Source organism: Desulfofarcimen acetoxidans DSM 771 (genome assembly GCF_000024205.1).
Classification (GTDB): domain Bacteria; phylum Bacillota; class Desulfotomaculia; order Desulfotomaculales; family Desulfofarciminaceae; genus Desulfofarcimen; species Desulfofarcimen acetoxidans.
Genome location: NC_013216.1, coordinates 1,486,941 through 1,510,688, shown reverse-complemented (window position 1 = coordinate 1,510,688; position 23,748 = coordinate 1,486,941). Strand labels below are relative to the sequence as shown.

The following is a 23,748-nucleotide window of genomic DNA, read 5'->3' as shown; positions in this document are numbered from 1 at the left end:
GTCGGAGCGACACGACTTGAACGTATAAGCTTGTACCTGAAACCCTTATATTTCAAGGGTTCTATTTTACTTGTCTGCCGTTTTGTCTGCATCTAAAAATTTGGCTATACTTTCTCCTTTTCTAAGAGCATGAGCATATACAGAAGCAGTAGTAGCCGGGGTACTGTGACCTAAAAAAGCAGATACTGTTGTAAGCGGAACTCCTTCATCTAATAGAATAGAACCTGCCGTATGTCTCAGATCATGGACTCGAATATGATCTAGTCCGGCTTTTTTCAGTACCCTGTTCATTGTATTACGAATTGCCCCTTCACGTAAAGGTCTACCATCGGAAGAATGGAATATCAACGTATCATCTTTCTGTAAACTCTCATGCTTACTATCTTCTTCTTTTTTATATTCTTTTAACAAACCCAATGTCTCTGAATCCAGTATTAACGTGCGAACACTTCCAATTGTTTTTGTTTCTTTAATACGCCTATGCCGGCAATCAACTGCACGTTTAATTGTGATAGTTCCATTTTCAAAATTTACATCCTGCCATTGCAATCCCAGAACTTCACCAAGCCTTATGAAATGTTACTGCTAATAGCCTAATAACGGGGTAATACCTATAACCTTTAGCAGCTTTAAGTAATAGTTTAAGTTCTTCTTGATTAAGAACCTGTCTTTCTTTTCGTTGATTCTTCGGGGTGCGCAATCCTACAGTTGGATCTGATGATATAATACCCCAGACTAAAGCTTGACGCATAGCAGTTTTTAATGTAGCATAAATATCTCTTTTGGTACGTGGTGCTATATCATTCAGGTTTTGAAGGCATTGCTGAAGTTCTAAGACATTTAAATTATATAGTTGTAAATGGCCAACTATCATTTTAAGCCTGCGAACATGCCAGGAGTACTTTTCAAAGGTTCGCTCAGAAATGCTTTCATTTATACCTTCAAGCCACTGGTCTAAATACTTATCAACATTTATATTAGCTAACACTTTAGGTCCATTTCGTTTCTTTAGTTCAACCTCCAATTCCGCTGCTCTTAGCTTTGCATTAGTTGGAGTGCCGTAGAAGGTTTCGTTATGATAAATTCTTTTCCCTTCCTGATCACGCCCCAAATAAATGGAAATGATGTATTTACTGGGTCCCCTCCTTCTTACCTGTGCCATGTCGATTAGCCTCCTTTAACACTTAGGCAGAAATAGAATCCCCTGAATTCCTACACGATTCTTTTTCTATAAATTCAGAAATTGAACTTTCTGCTATCCTAATACGCCTCTTAGATAACTGAATTGCTTTAATGCGGCCTGAATATACCATTTCATAGACTAATGTTTTTCTTACACGAAGAATTTTAGCTACTTCAGATACAGTATAAAATTGCATCCCAATTAACCCCCTTGTATGAATTAATGAATTAATATTGAACACCCTTAAAATATAAAAACCCCGGTACACACCGAGGTATTAGATAAAAAATATATACTTATAGAAAGCTTCTTAAATTTATGCATCAATATTTATTTACCGATAATTGAATGGTAGGCGGTTCTTAAGCCTATATCCTGAAGACCACCACTCTTCCCTCGCTTCCCCCCACCCCCAACGGTTAAATTGTCTGATTTAGAATATTCAATAGTAAGACTAAAGCTTTTTAACTTTTCCCTTTGACGTCTATATCTCTGACGACGCTGGCAGTTTCGATGTCTTAACCATCCCTCTAGACCACCGATTTCCTCCAGACTTTTAACAGACATACCAACAAGCCGGGCAAGTGCCTCTATACCTATTTGTCCTTTTTTACGCATTACTTTGCGTATTATGTAGGAATGTAATTGCGGATTAGAATTCCACTCCATCAATATTTGATGCCTGCTACCAATACAGTCTAATAGCATTATTAAACCTCCAGCTAACCAAAATATTATATAGAACCGAAATAATAAATATCGTTATAAATTAAACGCAAAGTCTCTTTTTCACATCTTCCGAACAGCATTTGATTTCCTCTAAAAACGAGTCAACAGATTTTTGAATTTCTGAAGCATTTTTATGAAAGCGATTATAAATAGCTGTATTTTTTAACCATTTCCATAACTCTTCTATGCAATTCAGATTGGGTGAGTAGGGTGGAAGAAATTTCAAAAACAGATGATCCTTATGCTCGTCTAAAAAGTCTTTAAGTAATTTTGCATGATGAACTCTTGCATTATCAAGAACAATGTAAATTTTAGAAATGTCATCTTTTAAAAAATGTGATACCAATTTTTTAAGAAAATCTTTGAATTTTTCTGCATTGATTTTGTCATAATTTACACAAAAAACTTTACCCGTATAGTAGTTTAAAGCACCGTATAATGTAACTTTTGCATGGTGTCCATAGGTCTTAATCTTTTTTTGCTCACCTTTTGGGAACCATGCTCGTTGTAAACCTTGATAGTCCCTAATGTGAGATGCATCCACATATAGGAGTATTTCACATTCAGTGAGATTTTTTTAACTCTTCCAGCTCATCTTGAAAAGCTTTTTGCTTTTCCGGATCAGCTTTGGCTAATACATAAGTGGGACGATTATAACGAAAATCCATCTTAAGAAGCATGCGCCAAACACCATCTGATGTATATTTAATGCCGTATGTATCATGAATGTAAGCAGCGAGGGTTTTACAATTCCAAGTAGTATGGGTACTAAAACCAACCTCTGATGGTGATTTTTTCAGTACCTCTTTGACCTCTTCTTTTTGTTCATTGGTTAGCCTTGGCGGTCTTCCCGGTTTTTTTGATACATGAAGCAGTTTTTCAACTCCACCTTCATTAAAGTAAGCAACGTATTTTCTTATGGTTTGTTCACTTATATCAAGATATTCGGCAATCTGCTTTGCTTGTCTCCCTTTCATGACAAGAATGACAGCTTGAACTCTGCATCTTAGTTTATATGGTGTTTCTCTTTTTATCTTATTCAAATCCTCAATGGTTAAATTTTGTGGATTGTTTAAATGCAATTTCCTCATGGTAATAATACCCCTCCCCACACTTGATTCTATTTTACAGGATAGGAGTAAAAATTACCATTACTTTATTAATCGTTTCTATATAGACTTACCAGATATAGTTATAAATTTATAATTATCAAGGTTATTATTGATATTATTATTTTGCGACATCAGGTAATAAGAGCGGTAACTTCTGACCCTTTCGGGGAGCGCGTAGCACTCTTAGCCAGTTCATGGCCGTTACCTGCTACATAATTTCCATCAGTCACCCCGGTACTAATCTCTAATTCTATTAAACAAAGATAGCACCGGTTATTAGAATTCAGTTGTCAAAGAGCAGTATTTATAAAACCGCTATACCAGATTTAAACGTGTTATTTGCCTCAGTTTTAATAACTGATTTAGCGGCACGCCACCGGTTAAGGAACCTAACCAGTGGCCTACCGTTAAAATAATCCCGGCCACATCTCCCCTAAACTACCATTAAAAATATAACCCGCTAAGAATTTAGAAAGTTCCCATAGTGTTCAATTTAAAATATGCCAATATAATGATTTCAATTTTGTGATTTTAACTTTTGAATAAAACATGGTATAATTAGTTAAAACAACGAAGGCTTATTTTGGTTTTTTAAAAACCGAGAAAATATACTTTTTAATAGTCTAAATCTAGATTGAGATATTGTCAATATTTTTTTAGCTTTTTATTAGTCTAAACTTAGATTAAGTTTCTTGAGGTGATAAAATGTTAACTACAAATTCCAAGTGGCCTGAATTAACTGATGTTGAGTTTGCTATTCTCCCTGTAGGTTCAATAGAACAACACGGATGGCATCTGCCTCTATCCACTGACAGTCTTATAGCCAACGGGTTAGCAACAAAGCTGGCCGGTAAATTTAATAAATCTTACTTATTACCCTTATTCCCGTTTACTTCTTCTTTTGAGCATTCGGGGTTTCCCGGCTCTGTTTCACTAAAAGTCAGCACAATAGCTGCAGTTATTGAAGATATTCTGGATTCACTTGAATTCTCTAATATTAAAAAATGTGTGATTGTTAACGGCCACCAAGGCAATCATTTCCTGAGAAATGTTGTCCAAGAACTCAACCGTTTTGGTCCCAGGGTACTCCTGACACCTTCGAAATCGGCCTGGGATATTGCCTATCAAGAAGCAGGAATATCCACAACTATCAGTAAAGATATGCACGCTGGAGAAGGGGAAACTTCCTTGATAATGCATTTAAACCCGGAGACAATTAATCCTTCGGGTGTTAAAGATGTAGATTCTCCATCCAGACCACTGTTTGAAGTTCTCGGAATGAAAAGATATACGGATACCGGTGCTATAGGTTTTCCGTCCCGGGCAACTGAGGAAAAAGGAGTTGCTTTACTTAATATCCTTGTCAAAGAATGCGAAAAAGTTATTATGGAGTTTGTTGAAAATGAGTAGAAAAAGAAAATGGGAAGAGATTGCGGATACAATGCGTGAGCAGATTATCTCAGGGAAATTCAAACCAGGCCAGGACTTTCCCACTAATCTTGAACTCATGAAAACATTTGAAGTTCACGCGGCTACTATTCAACAGGCCGTAAATGCACTAATTACAGAAGGACTGGTTATATCAAGCGGCAGCAGCAGCAACCGTCGTACAGTATATAAACCTCCGGAACGTTCTGTCCGAAGTGCCGGATTTCTTACAGAGGTCGGTAGCCGAGGTACCCAGGAAATCTTAGAGCTCAAAATAATTGATACTGCAGATGAGGCACCCGAAGATGTGAGTAAGCATTTTAGCTTTCCGATTCTTAAATATAAAACCAGGCAATATAGAGACAATATTCCGGTTGCTATCTCGGAAGCATATTTATCTAACAATATTCCTCTGGAAAAATTTAAAGAGGAACTCATGGATCCGGCTGTTGAACTTTACAGTCTTATGAAAAAGTATGGTTTTAATCCTACAACCTGCAGGGAATCGCTGGTGGTTTCTTCTCCTAATCTGGAAGAACAAGAATTATTGCGATTGCCGCGTCTTACTTTCTTACCGACGGTAAGGATAACAAGGCTCGTTTACGACTCGAAAGGTTGTTTACTTGAATACTGTCTACTTGTGGATCGGGCAGACTGCTATGAATTTACTTACGAATTTCCTTTAACGGTTGTTAAGTAATATAACCCCCCGAATCGATACTCCATTTAGTATAATTTAAGTATTTTGGAAACTATTAATTTAACAATCTTACATCAATACCTCTAGTATATAGTTCCAGGTGTTTAATATATTATATTCTTTTACAATTCATTCAAAACTGCACAGCGTGAATTATTAGGTCAATTATTCGACCTATTAGTTCCGGCCAGCTAAACACATATGTGCTTACACACCCGGCCTATCTACCTGGTGGTCTTCCAGGGGTCTTATTCTTGCAAAGGGAAACCTAATCTTAAGGTGGGCTTCGCGCTTAATGCTTTCAGCGCTAATCCCTTCCTTAACTACCCGGCATTGCCGCTGGCGCGACAACCAGTACACAGGTGATCCGTCCATCCCGGCCCTACCTACCGTCTTGATGCGACTGTGGTCGATACAGCCACGGAGTACTAACCGGAGTTTCGATTCCAAGTAGCAAAAATGGGCCAAAATAGTGTTTTTCCGGCCCCGGAACCCTTGATTTTACTGGGTCGGGGTGCCTGATTTTTGAAAGTAGTGACCTAAAATCTACTTGCACTGAGCGAAACCTATTGCCTTTTTGAATCGATTTGATAGAATAGTAGTATGTTTATTCATGAATATGTTACTACAAACAAAAAAACACAAACTAAATATATTACTCACCGCCTGGTTGAATCAGTTAAGACTGAGAAAGGCCCTCGCCAACGGATAAGAATGCATTTGGGTACTCTTACACTGCCCAAAACAGAGTGGCGAAAACTTGCATCCTTTTTAGAGGCCAGGCTGGCAGGGCAAGTGTCGCTATTTGAAGATTTAGATCCTGATGTTGCCAAGATTGCTGATCAGGCTATGGAACACTATCTCTTTACCCAAACCAGACAGCAGGAGAAATTGGAGCGCAAGTCACAAGAGGACATGTATTCTGTAGATTTGAACAGCGCAACAACTGGAGATTCTCGCTCCCTGGGTCCAGAATTGGTCGCCAATTCAATGTGGGAACGTTTAGAATTTGACACTTTTTTAAAATCCTGTGGTTTAGATGAAAGCGAAATATCTTTGTCTAAAGCCGTTATTATTGGCAGGTTAGTTGCGCCTTCAAGCGATTTGGGTACTTGGAAATGGTTTTGTAATCGTACAGCATTGGCAGAAATGACTCCGGTTGATGTGACAGCACGGGGCAAGGATGCTTTTTACGAGATTGCTGATGTGCTTTATGCTCATAAAAGCCAGATAGAGCAGGGCTTGCGAAGCAATGAGATTAGTTTATTTTCTCTAAATACAACCTTGTTTTTATATGATTTAACTAATACATATTTTGAAGGTAGTTGCCAAAATAATGAACTGGCAGCCCGGGGTAAATCCAAAGAAAAGCGGACTGATTGTCCTTTAGTTACACTGGCGCTGGTGGTAGACCAGTATGGCTTTCCGGTATTTAGCCAAATATACAGCGGTAATCAATCTGAGCCACAAACATTGGAGGAAATATTAAACCAGGTCTATACTGACGGTGGATTAGTTTTTCACGACATACTTCCTACAATAGTAATGGATCGTGGTATAGCAACCAAAGAAAACATTGAGTTAATTAAATCCAAGAAATACCCTTATACTATCATCGAACGCCGTTCGGTAGAAAAAGACTATGAAGAAGATTTTAGAAATGCCCGCAGTACATTTGAACGCATTGATAAAAACGAAGGAATTAAACCGCTAATCCCATTAGCAACAAAGCAAAGCGGCAACAAGGAAGTCGTGTATTATGTTTGAGTGTAGGTCGTGAAAGAAAAGAACAAGCAATGAATGCATTAAAGGAAAAAAGATTTATTGAGGATATTACCAAACTACAAAATTCAGTGGCAAAGAAAAATGTTATTCTAATTGATAAAGTGGCAGAACGAATTGGTAGAATTAAGGGTAGATATCCAACAATAAATCGTTATTACGAAATCAAAATGGAACTATCGGATGACCAAAAGCAAGTAAGGTCAGTAACATGGGACAAAAAAATCATCATGGAGAAACGTTCTATCTTGACAGGTTGCTATGTAATTGAGACCAGTCATGAAAACATGACTGCCCAAGAAATATGGCATCAGTATATGACGTTAACAAGAGTAGAAAGTGCATTTAGAGATCTTAAAACTGAACTGGGTATGCGGCCAGTATATCATCAACTATCAGAACGTACTAAAGCACATTTATTTATCTCAGTTTTAGCTTACCATTTATTAATTAGTATTGAGCACCAATTGCGTGAAAAAGGTGATCACCGCGAATGGTCTACTATAAAAAAAGAACTTTCTACGCACCAGCGGAATACTATCATTTTTACTGACAGTGAGCAACATATTCATCACATACGAGTATCTGGAACACCCGAAGTGGCACATAAGGAAATTTACAAATTATTAGGAACAAGAGACAAATTAAGAAGAAAACATAACTTAGTTGGTTCAAGAAAGTAGTGACCTAAAAAAATTAAGGAATTGAGCTATTTCAAGGCTTTACAACCTGCTAAATCGAAAGTCGGGCTAAGTCTTTTAAATTACCATACGCTTTGGCAAGGAAGTCCTCCATTGGCTGTTCAGCGATGTCGTTCTGGTATCTCTCATGAAATCCTTGTCCTATAGAGTCGGTCAGACACGCCAACACTGTTACTTTACACCAATAACTAGTTATTGAATTGTACAATTAGGCTTCGTAAACCATCGAAAACTTAACCAATCCTTTATCATGTAATTTTGTATCTAATATAAATATATCCTTGTGCTCCTTTTTCTCCACATGGCATTACCATAACCCGAATTATTTTATGTCTTTCTTGTGTCATCATGTCAATTGAGGGTGTCCCCTTGCCATCTTTCCAAACAGTTATGCATTTACATTGTCGGGATGGTCTTTACTAACAATATTTCCTGACGAAATAATCTATGATTTCTTCACATATGTCTGGAATTAATTCTTTTTCTTTCTCGCTAAATAGAACTTTTTCTTTTCCTATTCCTATAAACTCTCTGGCTTTTTCTTTTCGCATTTCTTGATCGATTACTCCCTTCTCTTCCGCATCCCGTTCAATTCCTTTTTCCAAGCATTCAATCGATTTCCCAATGTTATTCTTAAGCGCATAAGTGATGGCTAAATTCTTATAATGTACTGCTAGCCCGAATGAATCAATAGACTTTTTTATAAATTCCTCTGATTTGTTTAAATAATCGTCACGGAATGGGCTATCGAAATCTTTTTCTGCCCGAAGTCCATAAAGGCAACCAAAAGAGGCATATGAATCGTTAACAATAATTGGGTCTATATCTGGTGCAAATTTTATTGCTCTCTGCAAATGATACTCTGCTTCCGTGAAATCGCTAAGGTTCTTATTTTCATTAAACCGTTCGATGTAAAGTAGTCCCATATAATAGTTTGCACTTAAACAGCAAGCATTGTCTTTACTCATTAATCCCGGTTTAAATTCTTCTAATGCGTAACTGTAAAGCCCCTTACTCCAATAACGTATTCCAGAGAACACATGTCTCATATAAGTTTCAACGTTAATTCGTGTGTCAAATTCAGCTATTTTTTTACCCACATCATCAAGTTTTGCATTAGTAATATAAACAAGCATGGCTGCAAAAATAGATAGTACTGTCATAAAAACGCCTGCAACCGTGACAATTAAAGTAGTAGATGAAATGGCATTCGAGGTAGCAGCTTCAATTGCCGATATGCTGGCGGTTGTAATATGTTTAGATTGGCTTAAGTTGTTGATAACGGCGTTTATCGGATTATTATTCATATTAAAAATAGCAGCGGTCACTATCATGAACATTATTACTATATATGCAACCATAGCAGCAAAGGCAGTGTACCTGATCAGATTCTTGGCCAAACCATCTTTCTGCATTCCACTCACTTCTTTCTATTCCACAATCAGCCTTTTTAATTCCTTAATTGATAGTATGCCTGATATACTAGTGTCGAGCAGGAGATTGTCGGCAATTTCTCTCTTCTCGGTTTTCAGTTTCTCGATTTTTTCCTCGATAGAGTTTGCCGTGACCAGATGGTAAACAAATACGTTTTTTTTCTGTCCGATGCGATAAATTCTATCAGATGCCTGATTTTCAACAGCCGGATTCCACCAGGGGTCATAAATAATCGCGTATTGGCATGATACAATATTAAGCCCAACGCCACCCGCCTTCAAGCTGATAAAGAAAACTCCCTCATCCGAACGCTCAAAGCTGTCAACAACCTCCTGTCGTTTCATTGTGGCTCCGTCTAAATAAAATGTAGCATATCCTTGCTCTTCCGCCCATTTTTTCATAATGCTAAGCATGGATGTAAACTGGCTAAATACAACAACCTTTTCATGGTTGGCCTGCAATTCATCTATTTTTAACTTAAACAAATCAAACTTACCTGATTCATCACAATGATTCCAGTTGAGCGTTCTTTTCAATAGCGCAGGATGGCAACATACTTGCCTCAGGTACAGCAACCCCTCTAAAACAGTAGATGCATCTTTGATTTCAAAACGGTTCGGCATACGCGCTATTTCATTCTTTACGGATATGAGAATGCTTTCATATAGTTCTCGCTGCGTATCAGCCATATCGCATATCACTTTAAGCTCTGTTTTTTCCGGTAGCTCTTTCAGGACGTCTTTTTTCAGCCGCCGCAAAACAAATGGCTTAATTCTGGCATTTAGACGTTTTGCAATTAATTTGTCTGATGATAGGTTAATATATCTCTTTATAAATGCGGTGCGATTGCCTAAATACCCCGGATTTATTAAATCTATCAAGGCCCATAGTTCACCAATGTTATTTTCAAAAGGTGTCCCTGACAAGATGAATTTTGACCGTGCTTTAATTTTTTGAGCCGCCACATATGTTTTTGCCTTATAGTTTTTTATATACTGCGCCTCATCTATGAACATACAATGAAAGGATATCATATTCAAAATCCCGATATCGTTCAAAAGTGTGTTATAGGTGGTTAGCAATACCCCACCGATTTGTTCAAATTTCTTGAAAGCCTTCTCTCTGTTTGTGCCATGATAGATACAAACGCATATAGTCCCTCCGAATTTTTTAAATTCCGCTCTCCAGTTCTCAATCAAAGTCTTGGGGACAACAACTAATACACGCATTGGCTGCTTCCCTTCCCAATATCGGGACATAACAAAAGCAATGGCCTGAATTGTTTTCCCCAACCCCATATCATCGGCTAAACATCCGCCAAAGTTATTCCGGTACATGTATAATAACCATCGGACACCGTCTTTCTGATATGGCCGCAAAATTTCATCCAGCTTGGATGGTAGCAGCAGATGGATGTTTTCAAAATCAATAATTTCATCCGGAGAAAATGTTGAAGTGACACCCGGCTGCTCCAAAATTTCAAAAATCTGACCGATATGATTTTTAGCGACTTTTAATTTGCTACCAATTTCATTAAATATTTTCCTATTTTCCCAAATTGCATCTGGTAAAAGGATCATTTCATTATCCAGTTCAATATAACGTTTGCGAGATTTCAGATCAATTAGATGTGTCAGGTCGCGCTTGTCTTCCTTCCCCGCAGCAGTTGCTGTTAATTCAAACCAATCCAATCCATATGATATGTTAAAGCTGGCGCTTTTGGAGGAACAAATTTTTTTATGCTCAAATGTCATGATTTCAAAATGGCTTTCTAATAGTGTCGACAAGCTTCTCTCTGCAGACACACCATTTCCCAAAATAAAGCTATTGCCCGCTGTTTGTTTCCATCCAGCAGTTCTTATCTGCGACAAAGCACGCCTCTCGTCTATTAAACTGCGCAGATAAACGGTACCGTTTCGTTCATCGTTAAGATGTTCCTCAGATGAATTCCATGGCACCTCATATCCATTATAGGAAAAGAAAAGTTTTCCGGAAACCTTTGCACCAGCAAACATAACATACAAAACTGGAACTGGATGCAGATCCGCGATTACTTTTTCCGTGTTTCCTGATTCTTTCGTATTATGGAGCCGGTTTAGATCGGATTCTGATAGTATGCTTCGCTTTGACGTGAGAAGCTCTTTCAATATAGGAACGTTCACACTTTGGTTAATAATAAAAAGATGATTACGTGTAAAAATGAATGTTTCCCCGAAAACATTAAAACAATAGCTTTTTTTGTTAAGATAGATGTGTTCTCCACCAGAAATTTCGAGATAGAGCCGCCCCCGAAAATTTGAAGTATCGCCGGCAGCTATTTTGAATTCGGCCTTATTCAGACCGTCCAATTCATATAGAGATCTATCGTAAGACGTGCAAAAGATCCCTCTGACATTGTCCAATAATGAAAGAAATTTTATAAAATGCGAAAATGAAAGCAGGTATTTATTCTTTTTAATTTGTCGCGACTCATCACGGAGGAAATCCTTTATTTCTTCCAACAAATCATCAGATAGATTCTTTACACAATCAACCAACAAGACATCAACTGCCTTAAGAGGTCCTGAAAATGTCCGCTTTTTCAGGACCTTTAACTGGCCAAGATATGTCTCAACAAGGCAGTATTGCTCTGTGGACTCTTTTAAATTTATCTTAATAATTAAATCGTTCACTGTAACATCCCCTAAGTCCTACCAATAGAATAAGTGGTTTGCCGCTATCATTTTATTATACAATTTTATCCTGTCGGACTCAGAGCAACCCTCCCTTTGAAAAACAAGCTCCGAATACGGATCAGCCTGTAAAATTGACGGGACATAAGCAATCCTGCAGCCACCTCCACAAATATATTTAAGGTTACAGTCTTTGCAGGGCATTAAATTATCAACATCCGACAGCACGCAGATTTTATCCGCAAGCTGAGCAATTTTTTCAAAAGTCATATCTCTTATGTTTCCGTAACATTTTAAATCAGACACCCTATTGCAAAAAAACACACCACCGTCTGCAGCTACCGTCAGTGCTCCGTATCCGCAGTTGCTGAATAACATTTTATTTTTGTGATTAAGGGCAAATTTTTCAAGTTTGTTACCCGGATAAATGAATTCCACAATGTCCTCGACAGTTTTACGATATGCCTCATTATCAATATGAGTTGATGAATAATCCCGCCCCCCCATAAGCTCATACGAGAATTTTATGTTGAAATTTTCGCTACAAAATGTATCCATCAACAGTTTACCAAAATTAATGTATTTCACCTTATCAATGGGGTACATAGGGGTTACTGCAACTGTTACACGAACTCCTTTGTCAAATAAACGTTTAACAGTATCAAGAGCTCGTTGAAATTGTCCGATACCTCTTATTTTCGAGTTACTCTCCTCATCATAACCATCAATACTCACTTGCACTTCGGCAACTTTATCGGAAATATATTCGACTAAATCATCGGGCCAATCGGTTCCGTTGGTAAGCAAAGTGGTTTTTAGATGAAGTTCGTTTGCTGCTGAGACAATTTCTCTCAGATCCTCACGATTTGTAATCTCTCCGCCGGATAAAATGAGATTACATCCACCGTACCGTTGAAATTCTTTCAGCAAAACAAGTATTTCGTTTGATTGCAACTCATTCTCCAGCGGCGTGCCCGCAAACATATAGCAGTGTCTACAGCAAAGATTGCACTTGTTCGTCATATATAGATTTAGGCTTTTCAATCCCTGCTCTTTCTGCTTGTCGGATTCAAATTGCTTTGCTTCCAATTCAGTCAGCACATACAAGAGGTCGTCCAGACTCAGGTCAGAACTTTCAAGCTGGTTTAGGACATCTTCAATAGAATAGGCAATTAACAAGTCAAATATCTTTTCCTGCTCATGATTATGCAACAAAACCCAATTGGCCGTATCAACAGAAATTATTAAAATACCATCCGGCAAATATTTACGAGATAAGTTATTCGGCATGTTGTATTGTTTTGTAATGTCTAATTGCATCTCACGTTCATCCATAGTCACGTACATACTCCCTCAAAAGAAAATAATCTATAAAAAAAACGATTTATTCATCCTATTTACCAAGCGACAAATAAATCGTATCTATATAATATATCTCATATCGATCAATACTATGTAGAACTAATTTTGGTTCTTTTCACAGCTTTTAAAGCAATACATCGCGCTTACTCGAGCACTGTCTTTGATTTTAGCAACTTTCCATTTTAAAGTAATTTTCTTCATTTTATCAACCTTCCTTATATTAATATTTTTTAGGAACATTATACCACTAACTACATAAAAGTCAATAATATTAATATATAAAGTCCTTTAAGGCTTTATTTCGCACTTTCGGCACATACAAATGTCTATAAATTAGTGCAATAATTTTTACATTGAAGATCATCAGAAACAATAATTCCCTTTAATATTTGCCTCACCTAGGAGACTGTTTCAAAAATCAATCTCCCTAATATAATGTATAGATATTGCAAAGCAGGCTTTAACCTAATTAATAAGATCCAAAGAAAGTCCCCAAAAATACGAGTAAATATGGTATAATTAAAATAAATAACCATATGCGGGGGTATTTAGCCATGATGGGTAAACTAACAAATCAAATTAACTTTTCTGATACAGATGAATGGTATAAACGAATACCCCAAAATTCATTTTGGCATAAAGTGCGTCAATGGGCAGAAGAAAATCTGTCAGATGATGACTTTGCCCATCTATATTCCAGTAATAGGGGACGCCCGTCATTACCCCCGGTGTTTATGCTGAAATCCATACTGATACAGCTTGAAAAACAATACTCCGATCGTGTTATGGAAGAATCAGCAATGTTCGATGACCGCGTAAAATATGCACTTTGCCTTAGCCGTACCCCCCAGATAAAACTTGACCATGCCACATTATGCAGATATCGCAAAATATTCTTAGAAGACGAGCAGGGAAAGAAAATATTAAAGAAAACAATAGAAAATGCAGCAGAAGCAGGGCTATTCGAAGAAGCTAATAAAGATGCTGTCGACTCATTTATGATTCATGGAGCGGCAGCCCGTCAAAGTACCTTTACCATGATCCGGAAAGCCACAGCCCGGGTATTACGCCAGGCTGACGTTGAGGGCTTTATTGAAGATATAAGACAAAAACTCAATCGTGATGATTACCTTAACAATAAAAAACCCACTATAGACTGGGATAACATAGAAGCTCGCAATAAATTACTCACAGAAATGGTCCTTGACGCCAGAACAATAGCCTTATGGGCAAAAGAGAACAAAGCCAAAATCAGTGAAGAACTAAACCAATGCATAGAACTTTTGCAAATAGTAGCAGAGCAGGACATTGAAGAAAAAGATGGAAATATAGCCATCCGTCAGGGTGTAGCTAAAGACAGAATCATATCAGTAGAAGATCCGCAAATGCGTCATGGACGCAAAACAACGAGCAGTAAAACAGATGGTTACAAGGGACACATCATGTCCGGCGGTATAGAAAACAAGATAATAACAGCTGCAGAAATAACTGCTGCTAACGTTCCGGACAGTGAACCTGTACCTGACTTAATCAAGCAGCGTCAAGAAAATACAGGAAGTAAACCTGATTCCCTTAGCGGTGATACCGCATATGGTGGTGCTGAAACCAGAAAACACATTAAAAAAGAAAAAATCAAACTAATCGCCAAAGTACCTCCGTCAACCAATGTAAATGGATGTTTTAATAAAGACAAATTCATCATTGATCTGGATAACAAATTTATAGAATGCCCTGCCGGAGTTCGACTTGAAATAGATAAGGAACTGGGAGAAAAGGAAATATGCTGTAAATTCCCAAAAGAACAGTGTCAAAATTGCGATCTAAGAAATCAATGCACCAAAAGTAAAGATGGCAGAACAGTAAGAATACATCCGCATGAAGCATTATTGCAAAAGGCACGTAAACAACAACAAACAGCAGAGTTTAAAGAGGAGTATCGTTTCCGTAGTCGGATTGAGAGAATAATTTATTGTGTTACTAAAAATGGAGCCCGAAAGGGTAAATATAATGGACTTGAAAAAAATAGATTTAAGTTGCAACTCCATACGGCTTTACATAATATCAAAACAATACTTTCTTTAGCTAAAAAAAATCCTGCGATAGTTGTATAGGGATAAGTGTGTCTATTCGTTAGGAATTATATGGAAAATGGTGTTGTGTATGCTTCATTATGCTGTTTAATTAAATTGTTTGATGCTCTTTTGATAGAAACAATCACCAAATACTGTGGTTTTATCTATTAATTCCAGTTGTGTAGTTGAAATTATTAAGGTAAATCAAAAAAAGAGTATTTTTGAAACGGTCTCCTAGGAGAGTGTTTCAAAAATACTCTTTTTTTATTACCCTCTTCAAGCTAAGTTTATTATGTGCCAATATTAGGCAAATATGTTCAACTACTGAAGATAATTTAGTAAAATCTTAGTACTAATATGGTAATTTAACTATATAAATAACTAACATAGGGATATATCTCAATTTTCTTATAAATGGGCGCACTTCTCCCTATACAACTGAAACAGGATTTTTTTCAGCTACAGTGTGAATAACTTTTATATTATTTATGGCTGCATGAAGCTGCGACTTGAATCTATTTTTTTCATGCCCCTTATATCTACCCTTCCGACCCCCGTTTTTTGTAACACAATAAATTATTCTTTCAACGCGACTACGAAAACGGTATGTCTCTTTAAACTCTTCAGTTTGTTGTTGTTTGCGTGCTTTTTGTAATATTACTTCATGTGGGTGTATTCTTACCGTTCTACCATCTTTGCTTTTGGTGCATTGATCTTTTAATGGACAGTTTTGACACTGTTCTTTGGGAAACTTACAGCATACTTCTTTTTCTCCAAGTTCCTTATTTATTTCCAACCGAACTCCGGCGAATTCTATATATTTGTTATCTAGATCAATGACAAATTTGTCTTTGTTAAAACAACCATTTTTATTTATTGCTGGCGGTACTTTTGCAATTAGTTCGATTTCCTCTTCTTCCATATATTTTCTTGTTTCTGCGCCACCGTAGGCGGTATCGCCACTAAGAGTATCAGGATTTTTACCTGTATTTTCCTTGCGTTGCTCAATCTAGTCTGGTATCGGTTCACTATCCGGGACATTGGCTGCAGTTACTTCTACAGCTGTAATTATTTTGTTATCTTTACCACCGGACTTTATATGGCCCTTATATCCATCTGTTTTGCTGCTGGTAGTTTTGCGTCCATGACGCATCTCCGGGTCTTCTATTGATATGATTCTATCTTTAGCTACACCCTGACGGATGATAAGAGTCTTATTCTTTTAGAAGGGAAAACTAATCTTAAGGTGGGCTTCGCGCTTAGATGCTTTCAGCGCTTATCCCTTCCGGATATAACTACCCGGCATTGCGTGGCGCGACAACCGCGGTACACCAGTGATCCGTACATCCCGGTCCTCTCGTACTAGTAGACTGTTCCGTAAATCCTTTCCTAAATAATTAACTAACTCAACTAAATATTACGGAACCCATGTTTTAACATTAGCACAAAAGCATAAGTAAAATCAATTACAACCATTAGAAAAATTGATCCATAAACTGGTAGGATAAGTTCTTTTTATGTCGAATCATATCCAATAGAACTTAAATATAATTGTTTTGAGATATGCACTAATAATTTATTTTTTTCTATTGGGACTAAGTTGTTTATGAGCATAAAGAATAAACAAATTGTTTTACATGTGCGGTCGATTTACTTTAACAACTGATGTAGCAAAAATTAAAAATCATTTTCATCTTAATGCAAAAGAATTTAAATATAATCCAAGATCTCTAAATCAAAGGGTTATTTCCCTGATGCGATGGGGATTAATACCTCGCTGGGCAAAGGAACAATCTATCGGTTATAAGTTGATAAATGCCAGATCAGAGACAGTAGAACAAAAACCAGCCTTTAGAGATTCTTTTCATCAACGGCACTGCCTTATACCAACTGACGGATTCTTTGAATGGAATGTAAGCGCTTAATTTAAAGGCGCATGGTCAACATACTTTATCTGTGAGAAAATATCTCTATTAAGCCACGGGATGGAGGTATAAAATTGGATAAGCAAGAACAGCATGCACTTGTAGTTGAATGTAGGGCTAGCGGAATGACCGCAAAGGCGTGGTGCCAAGCAAAGGATATCGAATATAGTCAGTATCTTAACTGGGCAAGGAGAGTAAATCGAGAAAAGCAACATGCGCTGCAGCAGTGGGCAAATGTAACGATAGAAAAGGAAAAATGTATCCAAGGTGAAATCCGGCTTAGCTGCGGTAAATGGACAATTTGCGTTGAATCTGGATTCAGTCCTGCCCTGCTTGCAGACGTGCTTAGAGTCGTTGATGGCGTATGCTGAAAGACATCACCAGCTATGACGGGATCTTTTTGGCTTGTGGAGTTACAGATTTAAGGCGCTCGGTAGACGGCCTGGCTATTATGGTAAAACAGCAGTTTAATATGGATCCATTTAAAAACCATCTTTTCCTGTTCTGTAACCGAAGCCGCAATCGTTTAAAAGGCCTAAGCTGGGACAAAAACGGCTTTGTATTATACTACAAGAGGCTAGATGGTGCAGGAGCCCGATTTAAATGGCCTAAAAAGCCGACCGATGTGAGAAACATAACAGTTAAGCAACTACAACTACTCATGGAAGGCATGTCCATAGATCCACCAAGGGGTTTTGGTGAGATAACTGCCAGGAATTTTTACTGAGAAAATTAACTGTAAATGCACAAAAATTATCTGACATAAAAGCACGAATATTTTTATAAAAGTGCCTTAATCCCCTGATATTGCTAGAAAAATAGGCATTTTTGTGGTATAATTACAACTATGGAAAAGATAAATTTGACGGGTCTTACACCCGAGGTAACTGAATATATTTCAAAGCTTGAAACTCAACTTCAGGAACAGTTTAAAACAGTTGAATTACAAAAGGTACGTATTGATCGGCTAACTGATATATTAGTCAAATTCCAGAAGTCTATGTATGGCCAATCCAGCGAAAAAAGCAAGTATGTGCTTGGGGAGGATAATAATCAGCTGTCCCTGTTCAACGAAGCGGAGGTCGAGTCAAACCGACATGCTCCAGAGCCCAACAAAGTAGCTGTTGCCGGGCACACACGGAAAGCCAAGCGGACCAAGGAAGAACTGGCGGCAAATCTTCCCGTAGTGGAAATCCTCTGCGAACTGGAGGAAGATAAGCTTCTTTGTGAAGAATGCGGCGGAGACCTGCGGGTTCTCGGCAAGGAAACAGTTCGGGAAGAATTAGAAATCATTCCGGCACAAGTTAGAGTTCTTCGCTATATTCGGCAAAACTATGTCTGCGAAAGCTGTGAGAAAGAAACGGGTGAAGCAACCATTGTGAAGGCGCCCACTCCCGCACCTGTCATCAAACGCAGTCTGGCTTCAGCATCTACGGTGGCCCATGTCATGTATAAGAAATATGTTAACGGCATGCCACTGTACCGGCAGGAAAAAGACTGGGCCAATCAGGGTGTAATACTCTCTCGAGCAACTTTAGCTAACTGGATCATCCGAGCTGCAATCGACTGGTTGGTACCTCTTTGGGAGACCATGAAGTGTCATCTCCTGAAGCAGGCAGTAATTCATGCTGATGAAACTGTAATCCAGGTGCTGAAAGAGGAAGGAAAGAAGCCATCCTCAGAGTCTCGGATGTGGGTCTACTGCTCGGGTAATACCGGAGATTCGCCAGTAGTGCTGTTTGAATACCAACCCACTCGGTCAGGCGAGCATGCGAGGCGGTTTTTAGACGGTTTTAACGGTTTCTTACAAACTGATGGTTACAGCGGATATGGCAAAGTTCCGGAGGTAACCCGATGTGGTTGTTGGAGCCACCTGCGCCGGAAATATCAGGAGGCAATACCCAAGAGTGGAGATGTTGAAGGCTCTGTTGCGGCGGTGGGTTTTGAATACTGTAACCAGCTGTTCGCCATTGAGAGGGATTTGGCACAACTCTCTCCGGAAAAACGAAAATTACAGCGTCAGGAACGATCCAAACCAGTTCTTGAGGCTTATTGGTCATGGCTTGAAACAGTAAACCCTCTAAAAGGCTCCCGACTTGCCGAGGCTATAACCTATTCAGTTAACCAAAAAACATCGCTGAATACGTTTCTAGAAGATGGATGCATTGAATTATCCAATAATCGCGCTTTATCCACAGGAATATATAATTCTCAGGATTTGCAGAAAACCCTTGTTATTAGCGGAGTTTCTGCCTGAATCCTGAGGATTATGTTTACAATTCATCAACGGCATAGGATACTAGTGGTAAAACTACGAGGAGGGTTATCATGGATCTATGTTATGATGAAGCAGTTCAAGCCGGTCTCAGCGCATATCGCACGCTTGAATATGCAGAAAGTTGCCGTTCTGCATTCCGGGTTGCCTCTAGGGAGTTCAAAGTATATCTGGAAGCAACCGGTCTTCAACATTCCCCCGAACTTGCCCAACAGTGGATTAATGACAGTAAAGAACACTGGAATAACTCCAAACTCAAAAGTTCAAGAAAAGCGATGAGCGTACTGGCAGACATTATGGAAAACGGTTGTGTAACCAAGAGTCTGCAAACTAAAATTGAACGTATGCCACCCTACACTCAGCTTCCAAATTGGAGCAGAACATTGTTGGACAACTATCTTACAAGGATAACTTGCGTCTATGGAACTTTATACCTGAATCAGATAAGAAACGCTTGCTCGCGTTTCTTTTTATTTTTGGAGTATGCAGATATAAGTCAGCCCTCTGAGATTACCCATGACATTGTGAAATCATTTTTTATCAAAGATAGCCATATTTCATCAGAGTCTAAGGATCGATGTAACAATGAAATTCGCCATTGTCTTATGTATATGGCTGACCAGGGACTAATTCCTAAAACCGTAGGACTTGCACTCAACAAATTTGTCATTCCCGATCTTATTATTGTTTCGGAATTACCGGAATCAGAGCGCAATAGATTCTCAAGGTTTTTTAATAATATTGAGAAAGAAATCTCCCGGTCGAAGATGGAATATGACGCGGCTACTACTCAACTAGCTGAAATACATAAAATTTGGAAATATTCGTTCTCTATTCGAAAGTCGTTTATTCAGGCTACAAGAGATTTTAAAGTTTTTATGGATGCAAACTTATTCGCATATTCCAATGATTTGGCTTTGGAATGGCTTGAGTTTCAAAGAGCAAAATGGTCCCGAACAAAGTACCTGGTCTTTAGAAGAGTTCTTCTAAGCATTAATGAGATTTTAATAACGGGGACTCTGTCAACCAGTTGCTTTTCAACTCATAAACCCAAATACTCACTTCCCGGTTGGGGCAACAACTTGTTATCCCAGTATCTCCTGGAGAGAAAACGCGAAGGTTGCGCCAGTTCCACCCTGGGTATGATACTCCATTCCTGTTCCCGTTTCATTGTTTTTTTAGATAATCACGGTATTATCAGTGAAAAGGGGATTACGCCTGAAGTTATTAAGCATTTTCAGGCTCAGGATAACCACAGTACAGTTGAAGGAAAGAACGCCTATGCTATTAAGATCCGTGGTTTTCTAAGGTTTCTTGCCAGAAGAGGTCTGGTACCTGAGACACTCGAACTTGCGGTGTCTACAGAAATGGCACCGCACATATCTATTGTAAATATTTTATCAGATAACCAAATCGACGCTATCTATGCCTTTCGGCAAAACGCTGACCGCCCGATTGAGATGAGAAATGCTGCAATTATTATGTTGGGGCTCAGAATGGGTTTAAGAGCATCCGACATTGCAAACCTTAAACTGACCGACATCTCATGGAAAGATAGTTCAATTTCTTTTATTCAGCAAAAAACAGGTGTGCATTTAAAACTACCATTACCTGTTGATGTAGGTAACAGCCTGTACCGTTATATATGTGAAGGTAGACCCCAAAGCAATTCCCACCATATCTTTATTCATCACCGGGCTCCCTATTGTAGATTTAGTAGTGCTACCTTTGGAAGGTTATTGAAAGCAGCGGTAACAGCTCAGTGTGAAGATGAGGCAATACACGGTTTCCACGTGACCAGAAAAACATTTGCTTCAAAGCTTCTGGCAACTGGCAATCCTGCTACAACAATCGCTGCAGCACTGGGACATGTTGGCGTCGATACAGTTGATGAGTATCTTGCTACCAATGAAGACCAAATGCGTTTATGTGCCATTGGGTTAAAGGGTATCGAATATTCAGGAGGGTTCAGTCTATGAAAAACTATGAGTATCAAAGCCAATTGGCCCCATATATTTCGGGCTTGATCCGGCAAAAACGGGCTGATGGCTATAGCTACGAATTTGAAGCGTATATGCTGGAACGCTTTGATCGATTCTGTATCGAAAACGGATATGATAATGGCAGCCTGACAAGAGAGCTGGTGATGGCCTGGGCTGAGCAAAGGCCATCGGAAAGTAAAAATTATCGCAATCAGAGGGTTTCTTTCGTCAGGCAATTAGCTCTGTATGTGATTTCTTTAAATATGGAGGCCTACATTCCCCGCGCTTTCGAGTCAAACGAAATTTCAGTCCCGCATATTCTATCATTCGATGAAGTACATGAGTTTTACAAAGCTGTTGACAACTTCCTACCTTGCCAGCCAAATTTTCGGCGTTTCTCATTATCATACAGTGTGTTGTTCAGGCTGTTCTACTGCTGTGGGTTACGATTGTCCGAAGGCTGTTATCTAAAAAGATCCACAGTCAACCTCGAAAATGGCTGTCTTTCCATCTACCAGTCAAAGGGGCATAAGGACCGTGTGGTTTTCATGTCTGGAGACATGCTGCAAATGTGTAGGAACTATGACAGGCTCATGCAGAAATTGTTGCCTGACAGGGATTGGTTCTTCCCGGGGCGGGATGAATTTAAACCATTTTCGAAAACAAGCATTGATAAAAAGTTTAGCGAATTGTGGAATATGACTCCTTATGCGGGAAAGGTTGATAAAAAACCTACAGTTCATTCCCTCCGGCATACATATGTGGTAACAAAAATGAATGACTGGATGAAAGAAGGCAAGGATTTCGAAGCCATGATGCCTTATTTGAGCCGATATCTTGGACATGCCTCAATTGATGAAACACAGTATTATTATCATCTGGTTGTATTCGCATTTGAAATAGTCAGAAAGCACGACAGTGTTGCTAAAAGGGTTATCCCCGAGGTGGTCCCCCATGAAGAATAGCAACAGTAATCTGTTTTTCTCAATGACCTATGAGTTTCTTGACATATATATGGTAAAGCAAGTGGGACGGAGTCCTGACACGATAGAGTCTTACAGGGATGCTCTGACTATTTTTCGCAGATACGTGCTGAACGAGCTCAATATATCCATAACTAAATTTACATTTGCACAGTGTACGCGGAACTGCATTTTCGGGTTCCTTGAATATTTGGCAGCTCAAGGGAATAAGCCCGGCACACGTAACCAACGCCTGGCGGCGCTCAAATCCTATCTATGGTTTGCAGCAGACAAAGATGTGACCCTGCAATCCATCGCTCTTGAGCTAAGCCGTATTCCCCAATTAAAAAACCCTGTGACTGAGAAATTCGTACTTTCTGAGGAAGCCCTAAATGCCATTTTTATCCAACCAGCCAGTAGCCGTATGGGATTAAGGGACCGAACTATTATGATCTTATTATACGACAGCGCTGTCAGGCTTGCGGAGATATTGAACCTTCGGGTAAATGATATCTGCTTGAACCAAGATAATCCCTACATCCGTGTTATGGGTAAGGGCAGCAAGGAGCGCGTTGTTGCAATTAACATCAAAACCGTGAAACACGTTAATCAATATCTTGATGTTTATCGCTCAAGGGACAACCCGGATAGCAATCTGCTTTTCTATACAGTCATTAAAGGCAGAGCCGGGAAAATGTCGGAGGGTAACGTGGAACGGTTCATACAGCAGTATGCTGACAAAGCTAGAGAATCTTGTCCGGATATACCGCTACGTGTATATCCCCATATGCTGCGGCGAACAAGGGCTACAAATCTGTACCAGAACGGAATTGAGCTTGCACTTATCTCCAGGATACTGGGCCACGCCTTTCTCGATACTACACGGGTCTATTACGCAAAGCCTTCCTTAGCCATGATGCGCGAAGCGATGGATTCTGTTGAAGCTCCCCAGACGAGAGAAGAAAAACCGCTTTGGGTTGGCTCTGAAGAGGAAATGGCTAAGCTATGTGGTCTTAGGTGAAAAACATAATCCTCAGGATTCAGGCAGAAACTCCGCTAATAACAAGGGTTTTCTGCAAATCCTGAGGATTATATATTCCTGTGGATAAAGCGCGTAATCCAATGTTTTGGATTACGCGCTGAGAATGCAATACGTCCATTTGTAGTCGGACGCAAAGGATGGCTGTTTGCTGCTACGAAAAAAGGAGCCCAAGCGAGCGCAGTGGTTTACAGCATTGTAGAAACAGCAAAAGCGAATCAACTCAATGCATATATCCCACATTCCGTACCCTTAAGGAAATAAATCAATAATTATTACAAACAGATAAACTTAGGCTGAAATTTAAATATTTTTTGTTGAAAAATGCAATGGTAATAGATGTTTTTTTTGCAGGAAAAACAAGCAATGATGTCAAATGCCTCCTTAATA

20 protein-coding genes, 3 pseudogenes and 2 other annotated features are annotated in these 23,748 nt (G+C 38.9%); of the genes and pseudogenes, 13 read left to right on the top strand and 10 right to left on the bottom strand.

Annotation, left to right across the window (positions count from 1 at the left end):
- Positions 1-66: 66 nt before the first annotated feature.
- The 6 genes from DTOX_RS24165 to DTOX_RS24750 all read right to left on the bottom strand — a co-directional run bounded on the left by DTOX_RS24165 (position 67) and on the right by DTOX_RS24750 (position 3,003).
- Entirely contained in the window at positions 67-549 is a 483-nt protein-coding gene (locus DTOX_RS24165; protein WP_242652563.1) for a site-specific integrase, read from the bottom strand.
- A 10-nt stretch (positions 550-559) separates the two neighbouring features.
- On the bottom strand, positions 560-1,162 hold the full coding sequence (locus DTOX_RS24160) for a hypothetical protein (RefSeq protein WP_242652562.1): 603 nt from the start codon (positions 1,160-1,162) through the stop codon (positions 560-562).
- Positions 1,163-1,184: 22 nt separating this feature from the next.
- Positions 1,185-1,379 carry a helix-turn-helix domain-containing protein gene (locus tag DTOX_RS07070; RefSeq protein WP_015757034.1) on the bottom strand — a complete coding sequence of 65 codons (195 nt, stop codon included), beginning with the start codon at positions 1,377-1,379 and terminating at the stop codon, positions 1,185-1,187.
- A gap of 134 nt (positions 1,380-1,513) precedes the next feature.
- Positions 1,514-1,891 (bottom strand): hypothetical protein, encoded by a 378-nt coding sequence (locus tag DTOX_RS07065; protein ID WP_015757033.1) that lies wholly within the window; start codon positions 1,889-1,891, stop codon positions 1,514-1,516.
- A gap of 61 nt (positions 1,892-1,952) precedes the next feature.
- A complete protein-coding gene (locus DTOX_RS24755; protein ID WP_242652418.1) occupies positions 1,953-2,456 on the bottom strand; it encodes an IS630 family transposase in 504 nt (167 codons plus the stop codon).
- A 19-nt stretch (positions 2,457-2,475) separates the two neighbouring features.
- The gene (locus DTOX_RS24750) at positions 2,476-3,003 is read right to left on the bottom strand and encodes an IS630 family transposase (RefSeq protein ID WP_042315521.1); all 528 of its coding nucleotides are present in this window, start codon (positions 3,001-3,003) and stop codon (positions 2,476-2,478) included.
- 726 nt (positions 3,004-3,729) lie between these two features.
- Between DTOX_RS24750 and DTOX_RS07050 the strand changes: the two genes are divergently transcribed.
- The 4 genes from DTOX_RS07050 (at position 3,730) to DTOX_RS23850 (ending at position 7,617) form a co-directional block, all read left to right on the top strand.
- Positions 3,730-4,434: a creatininase family protein gene (locus DTOX_RS07050; RefSeq protein WP_015757031.1), complete on the top strand. Its 705-nt coding sequence runs from the start codon at positions 3,730-3,732 to the stop codon at positions 4,432-4,434.
- A complete protein-coding gene (locus DTOX_RS07045; protein ID WP_015757030.1) occupies positions 4,427-5,152 on the top strand; it encodes a GntR family transcriptional regulator in 726 nt (241 codons plus the stop codon). The genes DTOX_RS07050 and DTOX_RS07045 overlap by 8 nt, the downstream gene beginning before the upstream one ends.
- A 169-nt stretch (positions 5,153-5,321) precedes the next feature.
- Positions 5,322-5,548 (bottom strand) — a sequence feature (23S ribosomal RNA rRNA prediction is too short).
- A gap of 207 nt (positions 5,549-5,755) precedes the next feature.
- Positions 5,756-6,919: an IS1634 family transposase gene (locus DTOX_RS23855; protein WP_207636009.1), complete on the top strand. Its 1,164-nt coding sequence runs from the start codon at positions 5,756-5,758 to the stop codon at positions 6,917-6,919.
- The gene (locus tag DTOX_RS23850; RefSeq protein ID WP_207636008.1) at positions 6,916-7,617 is read left to right on the top strand and encodes an IS1634 family transposase; all 702 of its coding nucleotides are present in this window, start codon (positions 6,916-6,918) and stop codon (positions 7,615-7,617) included. Before DTOX_RS23855 ends, DTOX_RS23850 begins: the two co-directional genes overlap by 4 nt.
- 437 nt (positions 7,618-8,054) lie before the next feature.
- On the opposite strand, the gene DTOX_RS07035 is transcribed toward DTOX_RS23850, so the two are convergent.
- Genes DTOX_RS07035 through DTOX_RS07025 form a run of 3 tightly spaced genes read right to left on the bottom strand, consistent with a single transcriptional unit; the run spans position 8,055 to position 13,076 of the window.
- Positions 8,055-9,050, bottom strand: coding sequence for a hypothetical protein (locus DTOX_RS07035; RefSeq protein ID WP_015757028.1), 996 nt, complete (start codon positions 9,048-9,050; stop codon positions 8,055-8,057).
- Between the two features lie 15 nt (positions 9,051-9,065).
- Positions 9,066-11,741 (bottom strand): DEAD/DEAH box helicase, encoded by a 2,676-nt coding sequence (locus tag DTOX_RS21360; protein ID WP_015757027.1) that lies wholly within the window; start codon positions 11,739-11,741, stop codon positions 9,066-9,068.
- A gap of 18 nt (positions 11,742-11,759) precedes the next feature.
- Positions 11,760-13,076 (bottom strand): radical SAM/SPASM domain-containing protein, encoded by a 1,317-nt coding sequence (locus tag DTOX_RS07025; RefSeq protein ID WP_042315517.1) that lies wholly within the window; start codon positions 13,074-13,076, stop codon positions 11,760-11,762.
- Positions 13,077-13,657: 581 nt separating this feature from the next.
- On the opposite strand from DTOX_RS07025, the gene DTOX_RS07020 reads away from it, so the two are divergent.
- Positions 13,658-15,214, top strand: coding sequence for an IS5-like element ISDce1 family transposase (locus tag DTOX_RS07020; protein ID WP_015757025.1), 1,557 nt, complete (start codon positions 13,658-13,660; stop codon positions 15,212-15,214).
- Between the two features lie 391 nt (positions 15,215-15,605).
- Here the strand turns inward: DTOX_RS07020 and DTOX_RS22070 are convergent.
- A pseudogene (locus DTOX_RS22070) lies at positions 15,606-16,382 on the bottom strand (transposase); the annotation flags it as partial.
- A 22-nt stretch (positions 16,383-16,404) separates the two neighbouring features.
- Positions 16,405-16,565: a sequence feature (23S ribosomal RNA rRNA prediction is too short), on the bottom strand.
- Between the two features lie 247 nt (positions 16,566-16,812).
- Between DTOX_RS22070 and DTOX_RS24745 the strand changes: the two are divergent.
- From DTOX_RS24745 to DTOX_RS22060, 8 genes and pseudogenes are all read left to right on the top strand, one after another.
- Positions 16,813-17,100, top strand: coding sequence for an SOS response-associated peptidase family protein (locus tag DTOX_RS24745; protein ID WP_083773526.1), 288 nt, complete (start codon positions 16,813-16,815; stop codon positions 17,098-17,100).
- Positions 17,101-17,174: 74 nt separating this feature from the next.
- A complete protein-coding gene (gene tnpA / locus DTOX_RS07010; protein WP_015757024.1) occupies positions 17,175-17,471 on the top strand; it encodes an IS66 family insertion sequence element accessory protein TnpA in 297 nt (98 codons plus the stop codon).
- Complete coding sequence (tnpB, locus tag DTOX_RS07005) at positions 17,465-17,827, top strand: IS66 family insertion sequence element accessory protein TnpB (protein WP_015757023.1); 363 nt, start codon at positions 17,465-17,467, stop codon at positions 17,825-17,827. The genes tnpA and tnpB overlap by 7 nt, the downstream gene beginning before the upstream one ends.
- A gap of 120 nt (positions 17,828-17,947) precedes the next feature.
- Positions 17,948-19,288: pseudogene (gene tnpC / locus DTOX_RS07000) on the top strand (IS66 family transposase); the annotation flags it as partial.
- A 140-nt stretch (positions 19,289-19,428) separates the two neighbouring features.
- The gene (locus tag DTOX_RS06995) at positions 19,429-21,354 is read left to right on the top strand and encodes a tyrosine-type recombinase/integrase (RefSeq protein ID WP_015757021.1); all 1,926 of its coding nucleotides are present in this window, start codon (positions 19,429-19,431) and stop codon (positions 21,352-21,354) included.
- Complete coding sequence (locus tag DTOX_RS06990) at positions 21,351-22,322, top strand: tyrosine-type recombinase/integrase (protein ID WP_015757020.1); 972 nt, start codon at positions 21,351-21,353, stop codon at positions 22,320-22,322. Before DTOX_RS06995 ends, DTOX_RS06990 begins: the two co-directional genes overlap by 4 nt.
- On the top strand, positions 22,312-23,340 hold the full coding sequence (locus tag DTOX_RS06985; RefSeq protein ID WP_015757019.1) for a tyrosine-type recombinase/integrase: 1,029 nt from the start codon (positions 22,312-22,314) through the stop codon (positions 23,338-23,340). Before DTOX_RS06990 ends, DTOX_RS06985 begins: the two co-directional genes overlap by 11 nt.
- A gap of 117 nt (positions 23,341-23,457) precedes the next feature.
- Positions 23,458-23,622 (top strand): annotated as a pseudogene (locus tag DTOX_RS22060) (IS66 family transposase); the annotation flags it as partial.
- Positions 23,623-23,748 lie beyond the last annotated feature (126 nt).

Coding starts and splice junctions, on each gene's coding strand:
- DTOX_RS07050 (WP_015757031.1), top strand. CDS start 3,730: ATGTTAACTACAAATTCCAAGTGGCCTGAATTAACTGATGTTGAGTTT.
- DTOX_RS07035 (WP_015757028.1), bottom strand. CDS start 9,050: ATGCAGAAAGATGGTTTGGCCAAGAATCTGATCAGGTACACTGCCTTT.
- DTOX_RS24750 (WP_042315521.1), bottom strand. CDS start 3,003: ATGAGGAAATTGCATTTAAACAATCCACAAAATTTAACCATTGAGGAT.
- DTOX_RS24160 (WP_242652562.1), bottom strand. CDS start 1,162: ATGGCACAGGTAAGAAGGAGGGGACCCAGTAAATACATCATTTCCATT.
- tnpB (WP_015757023.1), top strand. CDS start 17,465: ATGCTGAAAGACATCACCAGCTATGACGGGATCTTTTTGGCTTGTGGA.
- DTOX_RS07020 (WP_015757025.1), top strand. CDS start 13,658: ATGATGGGTAAACTAACAAATCAAATTAACTTTTCTGATACAGATGAA.
- DTOX_RS24745 (WP_083773526.1), top strand. CDS start 16,813: ATGTGCGGTCGATTTACTTTAACAACTGATGTAGCAAAAATTAAAAAT.
- DTOX_RS06995 (WP_015757021.1), top strand. CDS start 19,429: ATGGATCTATGTTATGATGAAGCAGTTCAAGCCGGTCTCAGCGCATAT.
- DTOX_RS06985 (WP_015757019.1), top strand. CDS start 22,312: ATGAAGAATAGCAACAGTAATCTGTTTTTCTCAATGACCTATGAGTTT.
- DTOX_RS23855 (WP_207636009.1), top strand. CDS start 5,756: ATGTTTATTCATGAATATGTTACTACAAACAAAAAAACACAAACTAAA.
- DTOX_RS07025 (WP_042315517.1), bottom strand. CDS start 13,076: ATGGATGAACGTGAGATGCAATTAGACATTACAAAACAATACAACATG.
- DTOX_RS07070 (WP_015757034.1), bottom strand. CDS start 1,379: ATGCAATTTTATACTGTATCTGAAGTAGCTAAAATTCTTCGTGTAAGA.
- DTOX_RS07045 (WP_015757030.1), top strand. CDS start 4,427: ATGAGTAGAAAAAGAAAATGGGAAGAGATTGCGGATACAATGCGTGAG.
- DTOX_RS07065 (WP_015757033.1), bottom strand. CDS start 1,891: ATGCTATTAGACTGTATTGGTAGCAGGCATCAAATATTGATGGAGTGG.
- DTOX_RS06990 (WP_015757020.1), top strand. CDS start 21,351: ATGAAAAACTATGAGTATCAAAGCCAATTGGCCCCATATATTTCGGGC.